The organism is Dendronalium phyllosphericum CENA369 (genome assembly GCF_016056275.1).
GTDB lineage: Bacteria > Cyanobacteriota > Cyanobacteriia > Cyanobacteriales > Nostocaceae > Dendronalium > Dendronalium phyllosphericum.
The window spans coordinates 32,016-47,931 of record NZ_JAECZA010000233.1 but is presented as its reverse complement, the minus strand read 5'-3'; the positions used below and the strand labels follow the sequence as shown (position 1 = coordinate 47,931).

Here is a 15,916-nt window from a genome sequence, read left to right as displayed (position 1 = left end):
AAAATTGGAAAATAATAGTGAAATATACAGTAGAGCAACCCTTGACGATCTGATGCTTAAGTTTCTCTAAAAGCCGTAATCTTTCTCCGTTTTACCGCCATCAACATAAAATAGCGGTTGCCCGAATTCTTTTTTCCCGTGGGCTGCAATCACTCTCTGTCCTTCAGGGGATAAGACAAAATTAATAAACGCTTTAGCTCCTGCACTATTCACCCTGGGGAATTTCTGAGAATTTACTTCCATGACATGGTAGAGATTTAACAATTTCTTGTCTCCTTGCACAAGTATTGGCAAAGACAGGTTTTTCTTTTGAAATATATATGTTGCCCGATCTACTAAGGTATATCCTAGTTTTTGATTAGCAACTTGCAAAGTTTCCGCCATTCCTGAACCTGTTTGCTGATACCAACTACCAGAGGGTGTGACATTTGCCTGTTGCCATAAATCTTTTTCTAGTTTGTTAGTACCTGAGTCATCACCCCGCGATACAAACAATGCTTGATTTTTGGCAATCAGTGAGAATGCTTGCACAGCATTCTTTTTGCCTCGGATCTTTGCCTTATCTGCATCTGGGCCGACAATCACAAAGTCATTGTGCATTACCAAGTGCCGATTAATCACCGCACCACCTGCCAAAACTTTGCGTTCGGCTTTCGGTGAATTTACGAATAGGGCATCAACTTCACCTTTTTCAGCCAGAGCCAAAGCCTGTCCGGTGCCGACTGCAACCTTTTTTAAGGTATATCCTGTTTTCTTTTCAATCGCTGGAACCAAATCATCTAGCAGCCCACTGTCCTCAATGCTGGTTGTCATCGCCACAATCACATTTTTACTCGTTGGGGACTGTCCAAAAGTTGGCTCTTGGTTGACTAAGTTACTACCAAAGCCGATGCAAACAACCGCCAAGAAACTTAGTAAAAATGTACCGATCGTCCTCTTAACCATAAAACCTCTTGCTATCTGATGCAACCTTGGAATGTTAAATGTCTAGTACAACACAGCAGAAATAAACTACCTATTCAAAATCAATAAAACGCTTACGCTGTATTAATTTTGGATTTTGAATTTTGAATTTTGAATTCCGCCTTCCGGTACTAGTGGGTTCAACTTTGAGAAACTAAACTCACTTCTCACTTCAACAAATATTTGCTACTACTTGATGCCATAACAGTTGAGGATTTCTAATTGCGTTCACGTAAAGCCTGCGGCATAGCTACACTTAGGGTGCAGCCTAAGAAGAGAAGTCACTCCTACGGAGTATCGCTCTTAATATCATGTTCGGCTAATTAGTTATAATTCCCGAATCTATGCAGAAAGCCTGAAAACCCCTCCCCTCTGCACCTCTGCTCTGCCCCCCTGCGGTCTTGATGATAAGTCTTTAACCGAACACGATATAACGGCTTCTTTTGGAGCATCACATCCTAATTGACTTCAGGTGATTGCAAATATGCATATCCAGCTTCATCAGGCTGTATCCCTATACTTGCCAGATTTTTGTTTTTGCGGGAAGTCAAGTGATTTTAGATTTTTATCTTTCTTATAGCAAATATACCATACAGGTTGCCAAAATAATTGCTAAAAATGAAAGATTTTTCCTTGTATTTTCTGACAAAGACCGTATTTATATATACAGAAAATTTTCTACTTTTATATAATTGATGAACGATTTTAAGTATCTGTGCCTAGATATCAATCATCAAATTTTTTTTAGCGATCGCAATGAAGCTAAACAGGATAATTAGGATGCTTAAGTCTTTGGTAGCGGCGCAAAACAAGGATATTAGTCAGTGTTCAAACTTTCAGCAATTGGGTAAGCGATAATGGTTAGTACCTCTTTGGTAGGAGTACTTTTGCAATGACCGAATCACTCAAAAAAGCGATCGCCCAATTGAAAACTTTACCTGCGGACGAGCAAGACGCGATCGCTGCTCGTCTCCTTGCTGAGATGGAAGATGATTTGTCCCCTATGCGTCAAGCCCGATCGACAAATGGCTGCTATAGGCGACCGCCGCAGCCACTGGGGTAACTTATTGTATGCGGTGTGTAGAACCCGCTGCACACAATAGCGGGTTTGTGCTGACTACAGTTATTGTGTATCTACTTGTGGGTGATAATAATCGTGAACGTATTTAGTAGTGACTTCTAGCAGTGAGGCGTGACCTTCAGGACTTAGCTGTGGGAACTCTGATATTGCACTATTGATATAAGAAGTAAAATCACTTTCACTGGGATTGAAGAACTCTTTCCCGATGACAAGTGTGGTATAAGTTTCAGACATTTTAGTGCTGAACCCGTGGTTGGTGAGTCCATCGACAATATAGCGAAATATCCAGTTAGCGTCAGGATCGTAGTCAATAAATTTAGAAGCGACAGCAATGAAGTCTTGATATTCAGTCATTGGGGGTTACTCCTTTTGTTGTGTTAGCTTTGCTTCCGTTATACAAAACACGGTTACACTTTTGGAGGCTTTATTTATTGACTATTCGTTTCTTTCAGTGGGTGCAGAAAACTGTCTTGTTTGCAGAGAAGGTAATTATTTCGTCGCACCTGTTGCTGAAAATGAAAAATCTTCAAGTCAAGTGGAACAATTGAATCAACACGCGTGACGTGTCAAGAAAAAACCAATTTACAGTTATTGAGAGCAAAAGTTATCTTAATGATGACCCAGTTTTGGTGATGTTAACCAGGAAGTTGCTGCCTCAATATCCGCAGTGTAAGATTGCAATTTTGAATGAGGTGTTGGTTGAGTGGGAGGGTTAGCGATTTTAGTCGCCAAATTAGTGCTGTCGATCGCAGTTTTCGCTTCTTCCAAAGCTTCTCGACCTGTAATTAATCTAGAGCGACGATTACGAGTGATATAATTCCATGCCCACTGAAATACTACTACTAATTTAGTGTCAAACTCGATTAAGAAGTAGATATGAACGACTAACCAAAATATCCAAGCAAGGAAACCTTGGAGTTTGATGAAGCTTAAATCTACAACAGCTAAATTTTTGCCAATCATCGCCAAACTGCCTACGTCATTGTAATGAAATTGTGGTAGTGTTTGACCTTGAAGGCGTTTTTGAATGAGTTTAGCTACATACTCTCCTTGTTGTTTGGCTACGGGTGCAACACCAGGTAAGGGTTTTCCATCTTGATGAGAGAAGTTGCCTAAATCTCCGAGGACAAAGATGTTTTTATAACCCTTAATCGTCAAGTCTGGTTCTACAATCACACGTCCAGAGCGATCGCACTCTACACCTGTGCGGTTTGCTAAAACTTGCCCCATAGCGGAACCTTTCACACCTGCTGCCCATAATATAGTTTTTGAGGCAATTTCTTGAACTTTATCGCCTTGCTTGAAAGTAACGAGATCGTTTTCAATATTCGTCACCCTAGTGTTTGTGTTGACTACCACACCCAACTTTTGCAAGGATACTTTTCCTACTTCTGATAACTGTGGAGCCATATGAGGGAGGATGCGATCGCCCCCTTGCAACACCAAAATCTGAGTTTCTTTTGTGTCGATGTTGCGGAAATCTTCTTTGAGAGTTTTGTATGCCAATTCTGCGATCGCACCTGCTAATTCTACACCAGTGGGTCCCGCTCCGACAATCACAAAAGTTAACCAAGCACGGCGTAGTTCGGGATCGTTTTCTTTTTCTGCGGCTTCAAATGCCGAAAATATCCGGCGACGTATTTCTATGGCATCTTCAACAGTTTTCAAGCCCGGAGCCATTGGTCTCCAGTTATCGTGACCATAATAGAAATGGTTCGCACCTGTGGCAACAACTAATGTATCGTAGGGTATTGTTCGATCGCGCAGAATAATTTCTTGGGCTTCTGGATCGATATCATTTACTTCTGCCAACAAAACTTTTGTATTCTTGCTTTTCTTGAATATAGCTCGTAATGGTGAGGAGATATCAGCAGGTGATAGCGTACCTGTGGCAACTTGATATAAAAGCGGCTGAAATAAATGAAAGTTACGTTTATCGATGAGAGTAACATTTACATTCGCTTTCTTCAGAGTCTTTGCTGTATACAGCCCACCAAAGCCTCCACCAATGATTACAACCTGATGTGGTACATTCTTCTCAAGTGAAACTACCATAAAAAAATTTCCTTGTGTTAAGAGTCTTGTAACTTTTCTTAACAAAGGTGTAGCAGAATTATGAGCCTCGTTGCTGTTTATTTAGAACAATTGAAAAATAATGAAAGTAGTCAAAGTTATACCAATTCTCTAAAATTTGGCAATAAGCTAATGCATGTCCAAGTTGCATATTTAATTGTGTTGGCTGATGACTGATGACTGATGACTGTCACGGGCTAACGAATAAGTTTTCAGACATCCTCTTAGATTCAAAATCTTTCTACCAATAATTACAGGGTGTTATTTTTTATCCCTCGTATTTAGTCTGGACTCCAGTTAGTTAAACACGCAAAACATGGGTCAGTTTCTAATTCTATAGGTTTATAAGTTTTTCATATATCAATACCTTCACTAAAAAGATAGCTATGCATTAGTTACATCTTTTTTAACAAAAAACTGAAAGAATAATTACTCAAATAATCTGGTTGCGACAATTTTGAGATAGATATTGAGTAGTGATTATTGCAGGGAGAAGATTGATAAAACATAGCTACGAAATTATAAAATATTGTAATTGTAAAATAATTTTTTCTCTGCGACTCGCTAATTAGGTCAGTCCCTATCAACTTAATTTATTAATAAAATATTATTTCAGCTATATGTACGCTAAGAAGTAGTTTATATTTATTATTAAAATGCTGCAATTTATTCATTAGAGAGTTAGCTAGTGACACAAACAACTCAATACGCATACTATATGCAGGCTGACCAACGCCCTAGTAGTAAGGAGCCGATAGAACTCTCACCTCTAGTCGGTAACTGGATCAATACTAAATCGGACACTAAGTATTTGGTGCGGGTAGTTCTGACTGAGCAAGACGGTCGCCTTACGTTTCAAGGTTATGGAGCCAACGAACCCAATCCAATTGACTGGGGTAAGGTTGAAGCAGTGCCTTACGCTACGGGAACCTCACTTCTAGCAGCAGGATTCCACGCTTTTTACAAGTTAGACGGGGTTGAGACACATCTGGTGGCAAACCAAAAATTGGGAATCTTAGTCATCCAGTCCTATACCCGCTACGTAGATGGTAGTGGTCGAACCGATCATTTTGCCCGTGAGTTTTATCATCGTTAGTCAGAAGAGGAAGATTTTAAGATGGAGCGAAACGAAATTTACGGGAACCAGCCCCAGGATAATGCGATCGATTTCACGCCTTTTTTGGGAACCTGGATAAACTCCAACACAAAGACTAAATGGATCGAGAAATTTATCTTAACCAAGCATAATGAGCAAATTATTATGCACGCTTATGGCACTGAGTCTCTCAAAGATTGGGGTGAGACTGAGGTGACACCGTTTGTAGATAATATCAATGAGAAAGCTTTCAGTGCAAAATTTGATCGCGATTCAGTAGAATCCTTGTTAGCAGCGAACATGAACAAAGGCTTGTGGGTCATTGCTGCGTTTCACAAGTTCAAGGATGGCAGCCAACCCAATTTTCTATGTCGAGAGTTTTACTATCAGGTGGACTAAAAAAGCTTCACAAGCTTTGCTGTACAAGAAGTCTACAGTTTAACACTAAAGATAACGTGTACCTATCTAAACGCTGGAACTAAAAGCCTTATCACTATCCATATTTTCAAGGGACTGCGTGCGTGATAAGGGATTTCCAGAAAATAAAATCCTCTGTCAAGAGGAATGATAATAATTGTAGAGGGTGAGGAGTCAGGGTTGCCGATGGCAGTCTTGACTCCTATTTTCGTAGTAATTTCAATGATGTATAGCTAGCCGTAGTCACATTCTTTAGGACTATATTGATTGCTTAAACCCTTCATACTCAATCATACATTTCCTAATTTACAGTTAGAATAGTCTGTCTAATTTTTCCAATAAAATATCCACCATAAACATATAATCCAATCATATATCTCCTAATTTATAGTTAGAATAGTCTGTCTAATTAAAGCAGTAAAATTTTATTTTTATTAGAGTAATAATAGTTTTTATTTTAGACAAACAGGTCTTTATAGAACTATTTTTATCATTAACACAGCAGAACTTTTTTAGATTATTGTTATCAGTCTTACTCTTCTTATCTATAGTTGTTGTTAGTATTTTGAAGTCAAGGAACATTAAGCAGCTTTATTCTTAGAATATAAAGACTCAAATAATCTTTCTTGATATCAGTTATTGTCGCTTGAAAATTTAAATGCTTGCTTGCTCAATTAGTGTCAATCCAAAGCTAGAGAACGAGTTTTCAAGCCTTTACGTTCCTGCTGTTAATAGTAAAGACTGTACTGAGTGAGATGTGCGCTACTCATCTCAAAGATTTCGGCTATTACTTAGCTATAGCAAATTTTGGGTTAATAAGTGAATTTGATAAATAATTTGGCAAGCGGCACGCCTTTTAACTCCTAAATCTTGACTCTTTTGTATTAATCTCTAGTACGAGGAAAGGCATGAAAAATACTCAAGTAACAACCAACGAACCACTCAACGAAACAGCTTGCAAACTTAACCAAAATAAATTGAGTGACAAGAAAAAACTAACTTGTACAAAACTACCACAACCAGGTACAAGCCAAGGAAATTGTCCTTTAGATGGAGCGATGGTTTCTGTGGCAGCTATTACTGATGTTGCTCATTTAATACATGGTGCTGTTGCTTGTACTCATAATCCTTGGGCGACTCATGGTAGTCTCTCGTCAGGCTCTCAATTATACAAAACTGCTTTTACTACTGATTTTGGCGAGAATAATGTCATTTTTGGTGGTGAAAAGAAACTGTACAAAGCTATTCTCGATGTTGCTCAACGTTATAAACCTGCGGCTATTTTTGTCTACGCTACTTGTATTACCGCTTTGATTGGTGATGATATTAATAGTGTCTGTAAACTTGCCGCGCAGAAAATTAATATTCCGGTTATCTATGTAAATTCTCCTGGATTTCTTGGTAGTAAAAATTTAGGTAATCACATCGGTAATGAAACTTTATTGAAATATGTAATCGGAACCGCAGAACCAGAATTTACTACTCCTTTCGATATCAATATTGTTGGTGAGTACAATGTTGCTGGTGATTTGTGGAATGTTTTACCACTGTTCAACAAATTGGGTATACGTGTTCTCTCTAAAATTACAGGTGATGCTCGTTATCAAGAAATTTGCTATGCTCATCGTGCTAAGTTGAATGTAGTCATTTGCTCAAATGTTGTGCTACCAATGGCACAAACAATGAAAGAACTTTATGGAATTCCTTATATTGAAGAATCTTTCTTCGGTATAGAAAACTTAAACCATTGCTTGCGAAATATTGCAGCAACATTAGGGGATAAATATCTTCAACAACGTACAGAACGGTTAATTGCAAAAGAAAATGCGGCTCTAAATATTGCTTTAGCTCCCTACCGTGCGCGGTTGAAAGGTAAGCGGATTATTCTTTGTACTGGTGGTGTAAAAATTTGGTCGATTATTTTAGCCGCTAAAGATTTAGGAATGGAAGTGATTGCTACTACTAACGCTAAGACTACAGAAGAGGAGAAAGCCAAAATTAAACAATATCTTGGTCAAGATGGCATTGTTTTGCACGAAGCAACGCCGCAAGCATTACTACAAGTACTGAAGGAAACAAAAGCTGATGTCTTGATCAGTGGAACTGGCAGTAAATATACAGCACTCAAAGCCCAAATTCCTTTTTTGGATGTTAACCACGAACGCCATCATGCCTACGCTGGTTATATTGGGCTGTTGGAACTGGCACGAGAATTGTATGAAGCCTTGTATAGTCCTGTATGGGAGCAAGTCACAAAACCTGCTCCTTGGGATGAAAAAATCTCCTATTTCGTATAACTTTTATGGCAATTTAGCTACTCAGTAGGGTTTTATTGGCGAGTTGGATAGGTATTGAAATAGGCACGATCGCACGATTGCCCTAGAATCTCCTGACCAATTGAAGCCAAAACGCGATCGCTATTATCATGCAATACATAAAAGGACAAATCTCGCAAGATTCGCTCTAAAGGACTCGGTTGAATCAAGGAACGAGCTCCACAAGCGTTTATGCAATCGTTCACCGTTTCCAAAGCCAGTTGTTCAGTTATGTAACGGGCGCGATTACCTGCTTGTTTTGCCTCTAATACCTGGCCTGTTTCCCAAAGAGTGGCTACTTGTCGCAGCCAGAAATGCATAGTATCTATATTAATTGCTGCCTTAGCAATTCGGTGTTGTACGTAGGGGTCGTGTCCTTTTTCTTGTTTGTTGATGTATGCTAAAGCATAGTCATAGGCTCCTTCAGCAGCTCCGAGAAAAGCAGCGCCATACTGAGGTGTAAACCGCGTTTGCCACTCCTGTTCGATGTACTGCCCTGGATAGCCAATCAAGTTTTCTTTAGGGATGAAAGTACGTTCAAAGCGAACCAAGTAACTGACTGTACCTCTCATGCCAATTGGCTGCCACCAACTATCATCAAAGCTAATACTGGGGTCGGATAAGTTGCAGGCTAGTAACAATACTGATGTTAGGGAGTCATTACTATGACGCGCTCCTCCAGCACCTTCTGTGTTGACTAAGAGAATTGCCCACTGTGCTGCTGGGGCACTGGTAGCGAATACCTTTGTACCATCAATGATGTATCCCTCATCTACCACTTGCACACTTGTGCCAAGGCTGGCTTTTTGACCTGGAATCTGAGACTGGGGTTCTCCACTCCAAGCCGCCCATATCTCGCCACGCTGGACAATACCCTCAAACCAGCGCTTTTTCTGAGACTCATTAGCCATAGCCGTTAGTAAAACTTGGGCATTTGCGTGTCCTTCCCAGCAACGGGCTAGGGATAAATCCACTTTTGCCAGTTCCTTAGTCATCATCCACAGGGTAAAGATATCGCGATCGTGTCCTAACCCTAGACCACCGTATTCAGTTGGCACAGCAGGCGCATTCAAACCTGCTTGAAAAAGGTCTGCAAAATCTTCTTTTGGGAAGCTAGCATTGTGGTCATAACTAGCGGCGCGAGATGCAAATTTCTCACGTGCAAGTTGGCTAATGCGATCGATCAAAGTTTGCTTGTTGAGAGTTAGATTGAATATCATTTACTGTTAGTTTCTTTCGGTGAGTGCAAGATATAAGTAAATAGATCGTCAATAACTCGATTAGCTGATATATAGCTACCAGTGAGCCAATAATAATCATCAACTAGATAAACTTTACCCTGCCTGACAACATTGAGCTTTGACCACAGAGGTTCTGCCATGAGTTCATTGACAGCAATCTTTGACTGTGTAGGGTCTTTAAAGCCATAGCGCACTAAGAATAGGATATCACCATCTATCTGGGTAAGGCTCTCTGGAGAGATATTATAGCCAACGGGGTTACCCGCTTTCTTTTTAGTGGCTTTAGCATCCAGATTTTGCGAAGGAGGACGGATTAGACCAGCATCCTCTAAAATTACTCCAGAGAATGCACCCTTAGTTAACGGGTTAATCGTCTCTGGGATCAGGCGCACGACGGAAACCAAAGTTTTTTTGAGTCGGGAACCCATCTTTTGTTTCAACTCGGTTAAACGTGCGTTATAATCATCCATTAAATGTTTTGCTGTCTCGGTTTTTCCCAGAGCTTTTGCTGCTGGCATAAACGGTTTTTTCCAGTCTCCATTGCTTTGCACCTTCAGCAGAACGGTGGGTGCAATGTGAGACCATAAACTGTAAGTATCCTGGTTCCGCGTCGTACCTAAGATCAAGTCCGGCTTAAGAGTTATAACCTTCTCCATGTTCGGCGGTGTCAGAACCGCACCAATGTTTTCAACGCTTGGGTGCTTATTCTCTAACCCTAGTCCTTGAAGAGTTTTAGTTGGATCTGGAGCTCCTACCAGATTGACTCCCAGAGCTAGAGGTATTTCCACTAACCACGGGTCTATGACGACAACTCGTCGAGGGTGGACAGGAACTTGAGTCTGACCCATTGCGTGTTTGACTACGTGGACAGGTGCAGGTGATGTTTGAGTTGAAGGAACGACAGCTATATTGCGGGTCGATAATTGACGACCAAAGGAACTACAAGCACAAACCACTAGGAGCGTGAGTAGCACAACGAAGTAGAACTTACGCATACTATTGACAAAGTGAAGAAGATATGAATGATGTTAGAGCGATCGCGTCTTGACTGTGCAGAAGGAACAAAATGTCTGTTTTTTCAACACCTGCACCCATCGATATATTGTTGTCTGCTCTACCTCAAGACCTCGTGCTATCATTTCCTTGCTAAAGGTAAACACAAAGGTGTTCCCACTACTGGGTCTGGTACAATTCGACAAGCTAATCCAAACACCTCCTGCACCATTTCTTCTGTCATGACATCTGCTGGAGTTCCATGAGCCATAACAGTGCCATCGCGTAAAGCTACTAGCTGATGAGCATAACGACACGCCTGATTCAAATCATGTAACACCATGACAATTGTTCGCCCCTCAAGTTGATTCAAATCCCCCAATAATTCCAGTACTTCCACTTGATGAGCTAAATCTAAGAAAGTTGTCGGCTCATCCAATAGTAGAATCTGCGTATCTTGCGCTAAAGTCATGGCTATCCAAGCACGTTGCTTCTGTCCACCAGAGAGGGTATCTACGGCTCTATGGGCTAATTCGTTGAGGTCTGTAGTTGTTAGTGCTTTGCGGACAAGACGTTCATCTTCATCTGTCCAAGATTGCAGCCAACTTTTTTGATATGGATAACGACCTTGTGCTACCAAATCTCGCACAGTCAATCCTTCTGGTGCAACTGGCCCTTGAGGAAGAATACCAAGTTGTTGTGCAACTTTAGTTGTTGATTGTCGAAAAATATCAGCACCATTGAGATATACAGCACCAGTATGGGGTTTGAGTAATCTGGCTAAACCTCGCAGTAGAGTAGATTTACCACAACCATTGGGGCCAACTAGAGCAGTAATTTGTCCTGTGGGAATTAATAGGTTAAGACCGGATATGATGGATTTGCCGTCGTAAGCTAGGCTCAGATGTTGAGTTTTAAGGGCTGTATTTTCCATAAGGCTTTGTGAGCGCAAGCTCAGGACATAAGTGTTTAGTTTGTCTACGGTATAATTTCATTTAGATGCAGTGCGAAAAAGCGATCGCCTAATACAGTAGTGTCTTGTTACAATTGCTAGAGTGTTAAACTTTTGAGTCATCACATACTAAGGCTTTTCCTCAAGAACCGCGTAGACCTTGAGGGCTTGTTGTAGACATTGCCTTTTACGACAGATGTGTAAATCATATTGTGATGATACTACCAATAATGTTGGCTATTTAGTCTTGCACTTGGTAAAGATGCCCTGACATTAGGCTTGGTTCAAAAACCAGCACTATCCCAGATGATTTTGATTAAAAACGGTTTCAATACTCAATTTGAGTAGCATCATGAATAGTTGCCCCTATTGAAACAACAAGATTTAGAATGGTATTTTTAAGATTTGTATCAAATATTTATTTGGTATTTTGCTCAACTTTGTTGGTAATATTTAGACTACGTTAAATAACTTACCTCTGAAGACGATCAATTTAAACGGCGATCGTTCGCTTGCATATGAGTGGAAATATTACTTAGTATCAAGCATAGAAATTTTGTGCGCGACTAAAGCAAGCAATTGATGTAAATATTGACTACTCATGCAGATCGAATAAGAATACGCCTGCCCTATTTCTCCTTTGGTACTCATCACCGCCGCCTTTGATAGAGTAAATAGATAAAATAAGGCGCTCCCAAAGCAGCAGTAAGCAAACCACAAGGTAATTGTGTCGGAGAAAATAAAGTTCTACCCAAAAAATCTGCTGCTGCTACGAGTAATCCTCCTATCAAGGCGGCAACTGGTAGTAAATTTTTATGTATTGGGCCGACAAGTCTACGTGCTAAATGAGGAGCCATTAATCCAACGAAACCAATTGTACCTGCGATCGCCACACTTGACCCTGCCAGCGCCACACTCACTAACAATAATTTGCCTCTTTGCCATGTGACTCGGCTACCGAGTCCTTTAGCTACCAAGTCACCCAGTTGCAGAGTATCAAGTTCCCGCGTCAGCAGTAACGCCAAGGGAACAAAGACAACTATCCAAGGTAGCAGTTGCCAAACTTGCTCCCAACTTTTACCAGCAACACTACCCGCCAACCACACCAATGCTCTGGTAACGTCATTTATTTGACCAAAAGTGAGTATCAAAGTTGTGAAAGCTCCCATAATTGCTGCGAGTGCTACTCCCACTAACACTAAGCGCAGAGGAGATTTTTCTCCCGTACCAGCTAGCAAGTAGATTAGACACCCGACAACAAAAGCACCACCAAAGGCAGCCAAGGGCAAATATATAGTTGGTACAGTTGGGAATAGCACAATCAAAATCACCGCAGCTAAGGCTGCACCTGCATTTACTCCAACAATACCAGGGTCGGCTAAAGGATTACGTGTCAATCCTTGTAAAATTGCACCAGCAATAGCCAAGCTGACTCCTACCAACCAGGAGATTAACACTCTCGGTAAACGCAAGGTAACAACAACAAAGGGAGATTCTGGGTCAAGTGTAGGTAAACCAACAACAGCTTTTACTATATCTACTGGCGGCACAGGATAAGCTCCCAAACTGAGGCTCATCCCCAAAACAGCGAGGGTGAGCAATAGCAGTAGCAACAATACTCTAGTTACAGGTTGATTGTTGAGTATTGAATTTTGAATTTGCAATCTAGAATTTGGAATTGTTGTCATCCTCTCTTCACCCGCCAACGTACTAAGTACAACAAAAATGGCGCTCCCAAAAGCGCTGTCATCACGCCTACAGGCAATTCTTGGGGTCTAATTACCCAACGGGCTGCTAAATCTGCCCATACCAGTAAACCAGCACCAAACACCGCTGCACCAGGCAATACCCAACGATAATCAACACCCATGACTCCCCGCGCCAGATGGGGAATTACCAGACCGACAAAGCCGATAGGCCCTGCTAATGCTACAGCGCTCCCCGCCAATATGACAACGCTCGATGCTGTTGCCAACTTGATCCAACTTGTTTGCTGACCTAAGCCTGTAGCTACCGATTCTCCTAAACTGAGGACGTTGATTTGTCTACTCAAAGCAAAAGCTGTTAATAATCCTACTACCATCCAAGGTAACGCAGTCAGAAATAGATTGAAGTCTCGCCCAGCTAGAGAACCTGCTAACCAGAAGCGGACTTCTTCTAAAGTGCGATCGCTTAAAATCAGTACACCTGTAGTAATAGAAGATAATAAAGCAGTTAAAGCTGCACCAGCAATAGTCAGATTCAATGGTGTTGCGCCTTCGTGTCCAAGTGAACCGAGAGAATAAACTGCTAAGGCTGCTACCAATGCCCCAACAAATGCTACAAGGGTAATTAGAGGTGCTGAAGATGTACCCAAGCCAAAGACCACTGTTACCACTGCTAAAGCTGCACCTGCATTGATCCCCAAGATTCCTGGTGCGGCTAAAGGATTTTGAGTCAGTCCTTGCATTAATGCTCCGGCTATAGCCAAACTAGCACCAACCATACTTGCAATCAGTGTACGCGGTAGGCGCATCGAGCGAATAATTATATGCTCAGTGGAATCATCATAGTTAGTGAATGCAGTGAATATTTTGGCAATAGGAATGTCAGCAGCACCATAAGAAATACTGGCAAATATACCCAATAATACTACTAAGATACCTATACATAAACTGAAAATGCGAATGTAGTATTTTTCTGAATCAGAAATATTTATGTTCATGAATTCATGACAAGTTAAGATAAAGTAGGATTTTTTAATAACAGAGGAAAAGGTGATAAATTAAGAGTTGATGCTTTTTTCGTATCATCTATCCTTTTACAATTTATTGTCTCACATTGCGCCCACCGTTCTAGTTAATATGCAAAACAGTTTTAATTAATAATTGAAAACTGCTTAAACCACAAGTATTTCCGCTTTCCAAGCCTGCCATTCCACTATTACCCCTTTACCAAGTAGGTAAATAAATCATCAAGAACTCGATTAGCTGATATATAGCTACTACCTTGCCAATAAAATCCACTAATTACATGAAATTTACCTTGCTTGACAACTTTAAGTTTTGACCATAGAGGTTCTGCCATGAATTGATGCACAGCATTATTGGCTTCGGTAGGGTCTTTGAAGCCGAAGAGCGGTAGAAATAGGACATTCCCATCTATCTGGGCGACGATCTCTGAAGATATGTTGAAACTAATGGGGCTGCCCCATTTCTTTTGAGTTGCTACGGCATCCAGATTTTGTAAAGGAGGACGGATTAGACCAGCATCCTCTATGATTACTCCAGAGAATGCACCCTTGGTTAACAGATTAATCGTCTGTGGCATGAGGCGCACGACGGAAACTACAGTCTCTTTGAGTTGAGAACCCATCTTTTGTTTGAATTCGGCTAAACGAGCGTTATACTGCTCGATTATGCGTTGTGCCACCTCGGTTTTCCCCAGAGCTTTTGCTGCTGGCATAAACGGTTGTTTCCAATCTCCACTGTTTTCTATCTTGAGCAGAATAGTCGGTGCAATGTGAGACCATAAACTGTAAGTATCCCGGTTTCGCTTCGTGCCTAAAATCAAGTCTGGCTTAACAGCCATGACTTTCTCCATGTTGGGTGAAAGAAGCGCACCAATGTCTTCAATACCAGGGTGTTTATTTGCCAATCCTATCCCTTGGAGAGTTTTAGCCGGATCTGGAACACCCACTACGTTGAATCCCAGAGCTAGAGGTATTTCTACAATCCACGGATCTAAAACGACAACTCGTTGAGGATGGGTAGGAATTAGAGTTTGACCCATTAAATGTTGGACTGGATGGAAAACTACAGGTGATGCTCGACTTGAGGAAACAACGTCTATGTTGCGGTTCTGTAATTGACAACCAAAGGAACTACAAGCAGAAATCACTAATAGTGTAAGCAGCACAATAAAGCAGAACTTAGGCATATACAGTGAACAAGATACAGGTAATGGTAGAGCGATCGCGTCTTGGTTGTGCAAGAGGCAAAAGGGTATACATATACGTCTTTAGAGAATACTTGTTAATTTGTAAAATTTCGATAAAATGGTTGAGATTTCAGCATTGATTGTAAATGATATGGTTGCCAAAAACTCAACATTTGTTCGCCGACTTGTTGAGGATAAAAGTAGTGAAAAAAATGATAACCTTTGGGATATTCCCACAGATGATCTCCAGGCTTAAACTCTTTTAACCAGCCTTTTAATGCAGGTGAATTAACAATGAAATCATTCATACTCCCACAGATCATCATCGGCATAGAAACCCCACCTTGAGGTAACTGAATCAACTTGAAAAGAGAATGCAAAAGTGGGGATTCTTCTAAATCTCTATATAGTATACCCATTAACTTTTTAGTAGTATTGTGGGGTTGTTCGCCAAAAAGATGGCGAACACAGTTTGCTAAAACTTGCCGCCGACTCATAGTAAATAATTTTCTTTGCAGATAATAGTGGACATGCCAAGTATTAGCAGGTTGAGAAGCTACAGCTAGTAAGACCAGCGATCGCACTTTTTGGGGATAGAGACGAGCAAAAGTTAAAGCGATCGCACCACCTGCACCATGACCTGCTAAGTGTATGGGATGAGAAGGTTGTGCTAAGAACTCATTCATCAAATCTACAGCTTCATCTACAGAACTACCTTCATCTAGATGATGGTGATACTCCCATTGATCTACATTCACATACTGCGATAAATATTCTAGTAGTGGTTGATCAAAACGCTGCAATACATCACTAGAACTGATCCAAACAACATTGATATCATCAGACATAAATACTCTCAAACATCAA

15 protein-coding genes are annotated in these 15,916 nt (G+C 40.8%); 5 read left to right on the top strand and 10 right to left on the bottom strand.

Going from position 1 to position 15,916, the window contains the following annotated elements:
• Window positions 1-66: 66 nt before the first annotated feature.
• The gene (locus I8752_RS27030) at window positions 67-945 is read right to left on the bottom strand and encodes a substrate-binding domain-containing protein (RefSeq protein ID WP_214435309.1); all 879 of its coding nucleotides are present in this window, start codon (window positions 943-945) and stop codon (window positions 67-69) included.
• Window positions 946-1,855: 910 nt separating this feature from the next.
• On the opposite strand from I8752_RS27030, the gene I8752_RS27025 reads away from it, so the two are divergent.
• Window positions 1,856-2,026, top strand: coding sequence for a hypothetical protein (locus tag I8752_RS27025; RefSeq protein WP_214435308.1), 171 nt, complete (start codon window positions 1,856-1,858; stop codon window positions 2,024-2,026).
• Window positions 2,027-2,086: 60 nt separating this feature from the next.
• Here I8752_RS27025 and I8752_RS27020 read toward each other — a convergent pair whose 3' ends face one another.
• Together I8752_RS27020 and I8752_RS27015 are read right to left on the bottom strand one after the other, a co-directional pair.
• Window positions 2,087-2,398 (bottom strand): hypothetical protein, encoded by a 312-nt coding sequence (locus I8752_RS27020; protein ID WP_214435307.1) that lies wholly within the window; start codon window positions 2,396-2,398, stop codon window positions 2,087-2,089.
• A gap of 255 nt (window positions 2,399-2,653) precedes the next feature.
• Window positions 2,654-4,099 carry an NAD(P)/FAD-dependent oxidoreductase gene (locus tag I8752_RS27015; protein ID WP_214435306.1) on the bottom strand — a complete coding sequence of 482 codons (1,446 nt, stop codon included), beginning with the start codon at window positions 4,097-4,099 and terminating at the stop codon, window positions 2,654-2,656.
• Window positions 4,100-4,159: 60 nt separating this feature from the next.
• Between I8752_RS27015 and I8752_RS38190 the strand changes: the two genes are divergently transcribed.
• The 4 genes from I8752_RS38190 to nifE all read left to right on the top strand — a co-directional run bounded on the left by I8752_RS38190 (window position 4,160) and on the right by nifE (window position 7,927).
• Window positions 4,160-4,294, top strand: coding sequence for a hypothetical protein (locus I8752_RS38190; protein WP_263986295.1), 135 nt, complete (start codon window positions 4,160-4,162; stop codon window positions 4,292-4,294).
• A 511-nt stretch (window positions 4,295-4,805) separates the two neighbouring features.
• Window positions 4,806-5,213, top strand: a complete 408-nt coding sequence (locus tag I8752_RS27010) for a hypothetical protein (RefSeq protein ID WP_214435305.1) — start codon at window positions 4,806-4,808, stop codon at window positions 5,211-5,213.
• 21 nt (window positions 5,214-5,234) lie between these two features.
• Window positions 5,235-5,612, top strand: coding sequence for a hypothetical protein (locus I8752_RS27005; RefSeq protein ID WP_214435304.1), 378 nt, complete (start codon window positions 5,235-5,237; stop codon window positions 5,610-5,612).
• A gap of 926 nt (window positions 5,613-6,538) precedes the next feature.
• A complete protein-coding gene (gene nifE / locus I8752_RS27000) occupies window positions 6,539-7,927 on the top strand; it encodes a nitrogenase iron-molybdenum cofactor biosynthesis protein NifE (protein ID WP_214435303.1) in 1,389 nt (462 codons plus the stop codon).
• Between the two features lie 32 nt (window positions 7,928-7,959).
• On the opposite strand, the gene I8752_RS26995 is transcribed toward nifE, so the two are convergent.
• The 7 genes from I8752_RS26995 to I8752_RS26965 form a co-directional block, all read right to left on the bottom strand.
• Window positions 7,960-9,165, bottom strand: coding sequence for an acyl-CoA dehydrogenase family protein (locus tag I8752_RS26995; RefSeq protein ID WP_214435302.1), 1,206 nt, complete (start codon window positions 9,163-9,165; stop codon window positions 7,960-7,962).
• Entirely contained in the window at window positions 9,162-10,181 is a 1,020-nt protein-coding gene (locus tag I8752_RS26990; protein ID WP_214435301.1) for an iron-siderophore ABC transporter substrate-binding protein, read from the bottom strand. The genes I8752_RS26995 and I8752_RS26990 overlap by 4 nt, the downstream gene beginning before the upstream one ends.
• Before the next feature lie 140 nt (window positions 10,182-10,321).
• A complete protein-coding gene (locus I8752_RS26985; RefSeq protein ID WP_214435300.1) occupies window positions 10,322-11,113 on the bottom strand; it encodes an ABC transporter ATP-binding protein in 792 nt (263 codons plus the stop codon).
• Window positions 11,114-11,781: 668 nt separating this feature from the next.
• Window positions 11,782-12,819 carry a FecCD family ABC transporter permease gene (locus I8752_RS26980; protein ID WP_214435299.1) on the bottom strand — a complete coding sequence of 346 codons (1,038 nt, stop codon included), beginning with the start codon at window positions 12,817-12,819 and terminating at the stop codon, window positions 11,782-11,784.
• Complete coding sequence (locus tag I8752_RS26975; protein ID WP_214435298.1) at window positions 12,816-13,835, bottom strand: FecCD family ABC transporter permease; 1,020 nt, start codon at window positions 13,833-13,835, stop codon at window positions 12,816-12,818. Before I8752_RS26975 ends, I8752_RS26980 begins: the two co-directional genes overlap by 4 nt.
• A 218-nt stretch (window positions 13,836-14,053) precedes the next feature.
• Window positions 14,054-15,103: an ABC transporter substrate-binding protein gene (locus tag I8752_RS26970; protein ID WP_214435297.1), complete on the bottom strand. Its 1,050-nt coding sequence runs from the start codon at window positions 15,101-15,103 to the stop codon at window positions 14,054-14,056.
• A 41-nt stretch (window positions 15,104-15,144) separates the two neighbouring features.
• On the bottom strand, window positions 15,145-15,897 hold the full coding sequence (locus I8752_RS26965; RefSeq protein WP_214435296.1) for an alpha/beta fold hydrolase: 753 nt from the start codon (window positions 15,895-15,897) through the stop codon (window positions 15,145-15,147).
• Window positions 15,898-15,916 lie beyond the last annotated feature (19 nt).

Coding starts and splice junctions, on each gene's coding strand:
- I8752_RS26995 (WP_214435302.1), bottom strand. CDS start 9,165: ATGATATTCAATCTAACTCTCAACAAGCAAACTTTGATCGATCGCATT.
- I8752_RS26965 (WP_214435296.1), bottom strand. CDS start 15,897: ATGTCTGATGATATCAATGTTGTTTGGATCAGTTCTAGTGATGTATTG.
- I8752_RS27030 (WP_214435309.1), bottom strand. CDS start 945: ATGGTTAAGAGGACGATCGGTACATTTTTACTAAGTTTCTTGGCGGTT.
- I8752_RS26990 (WP_214435301.1), bottom strand. CDS start 10,181: ATGCGTAAGTTCTACTTCGTTGTGCTACTCACGCTCCTAGTGGTTTGT.
- I8752_RS27015 (WP_214435306.1), bottom strand. CDS start 4,099: ATGGTAGTTTCACTTGAGAAGAATGTACCACATCAGGTTGTAATCATT.
- I8752_RS27005 (WP_214435304.1), top strand. CDS start 5,235: ATGGAGCGAAACGAAATTTACGGGAACCAGCCCCAGGATAATGCGATC.
- I8752_RS26985 (WP_214435300.1), bottom strand. CDS start 11,113: ATGGAAAATACAGCCCTTAAAACTCAACATCTGAGCCTAGCTTACGAC.
- I8752_RS27020 (WP_214435307.1), bottom strand. CDS start 2,398: ATGACTGAATATCAAGACTTCATTGCTGTCGCTTCTAAATTTATTGAC.
- I8752_RS26980 (WP_214435299.1), bottom strand. CDS start 12,819: ATGACAACAATTCCAAATTCTAGATTGCAAATTCAAAATTCAATACTC.
- I8752_RS38190 (WP_263986295.1), top strand. CDS start 4,160: ATGAGCCTCGTTGCTGTTTATTTAGAACAATTGAAAAATAATGAAAGT.
- I8752_RS26975 (WP_214435298.1), bottom strand. CDS start 13,835: ATGAACATAAATATTTCTGATTCAGAAAAATACTACATTCGCATTTTC.
- I8752_RS27025 (WP_214435308.1), top strand. CDS start 1,856: ATGACCGAATCACTCAAAAAAGCGATCGCCCAATTGAAAACTTTACCT.
- nifE (WP_214435303.1), top strand. CDS start 6,539: ATGAAAAATACTCAAGTAACAACCAACGAACCACTCAACGAAACAGCT.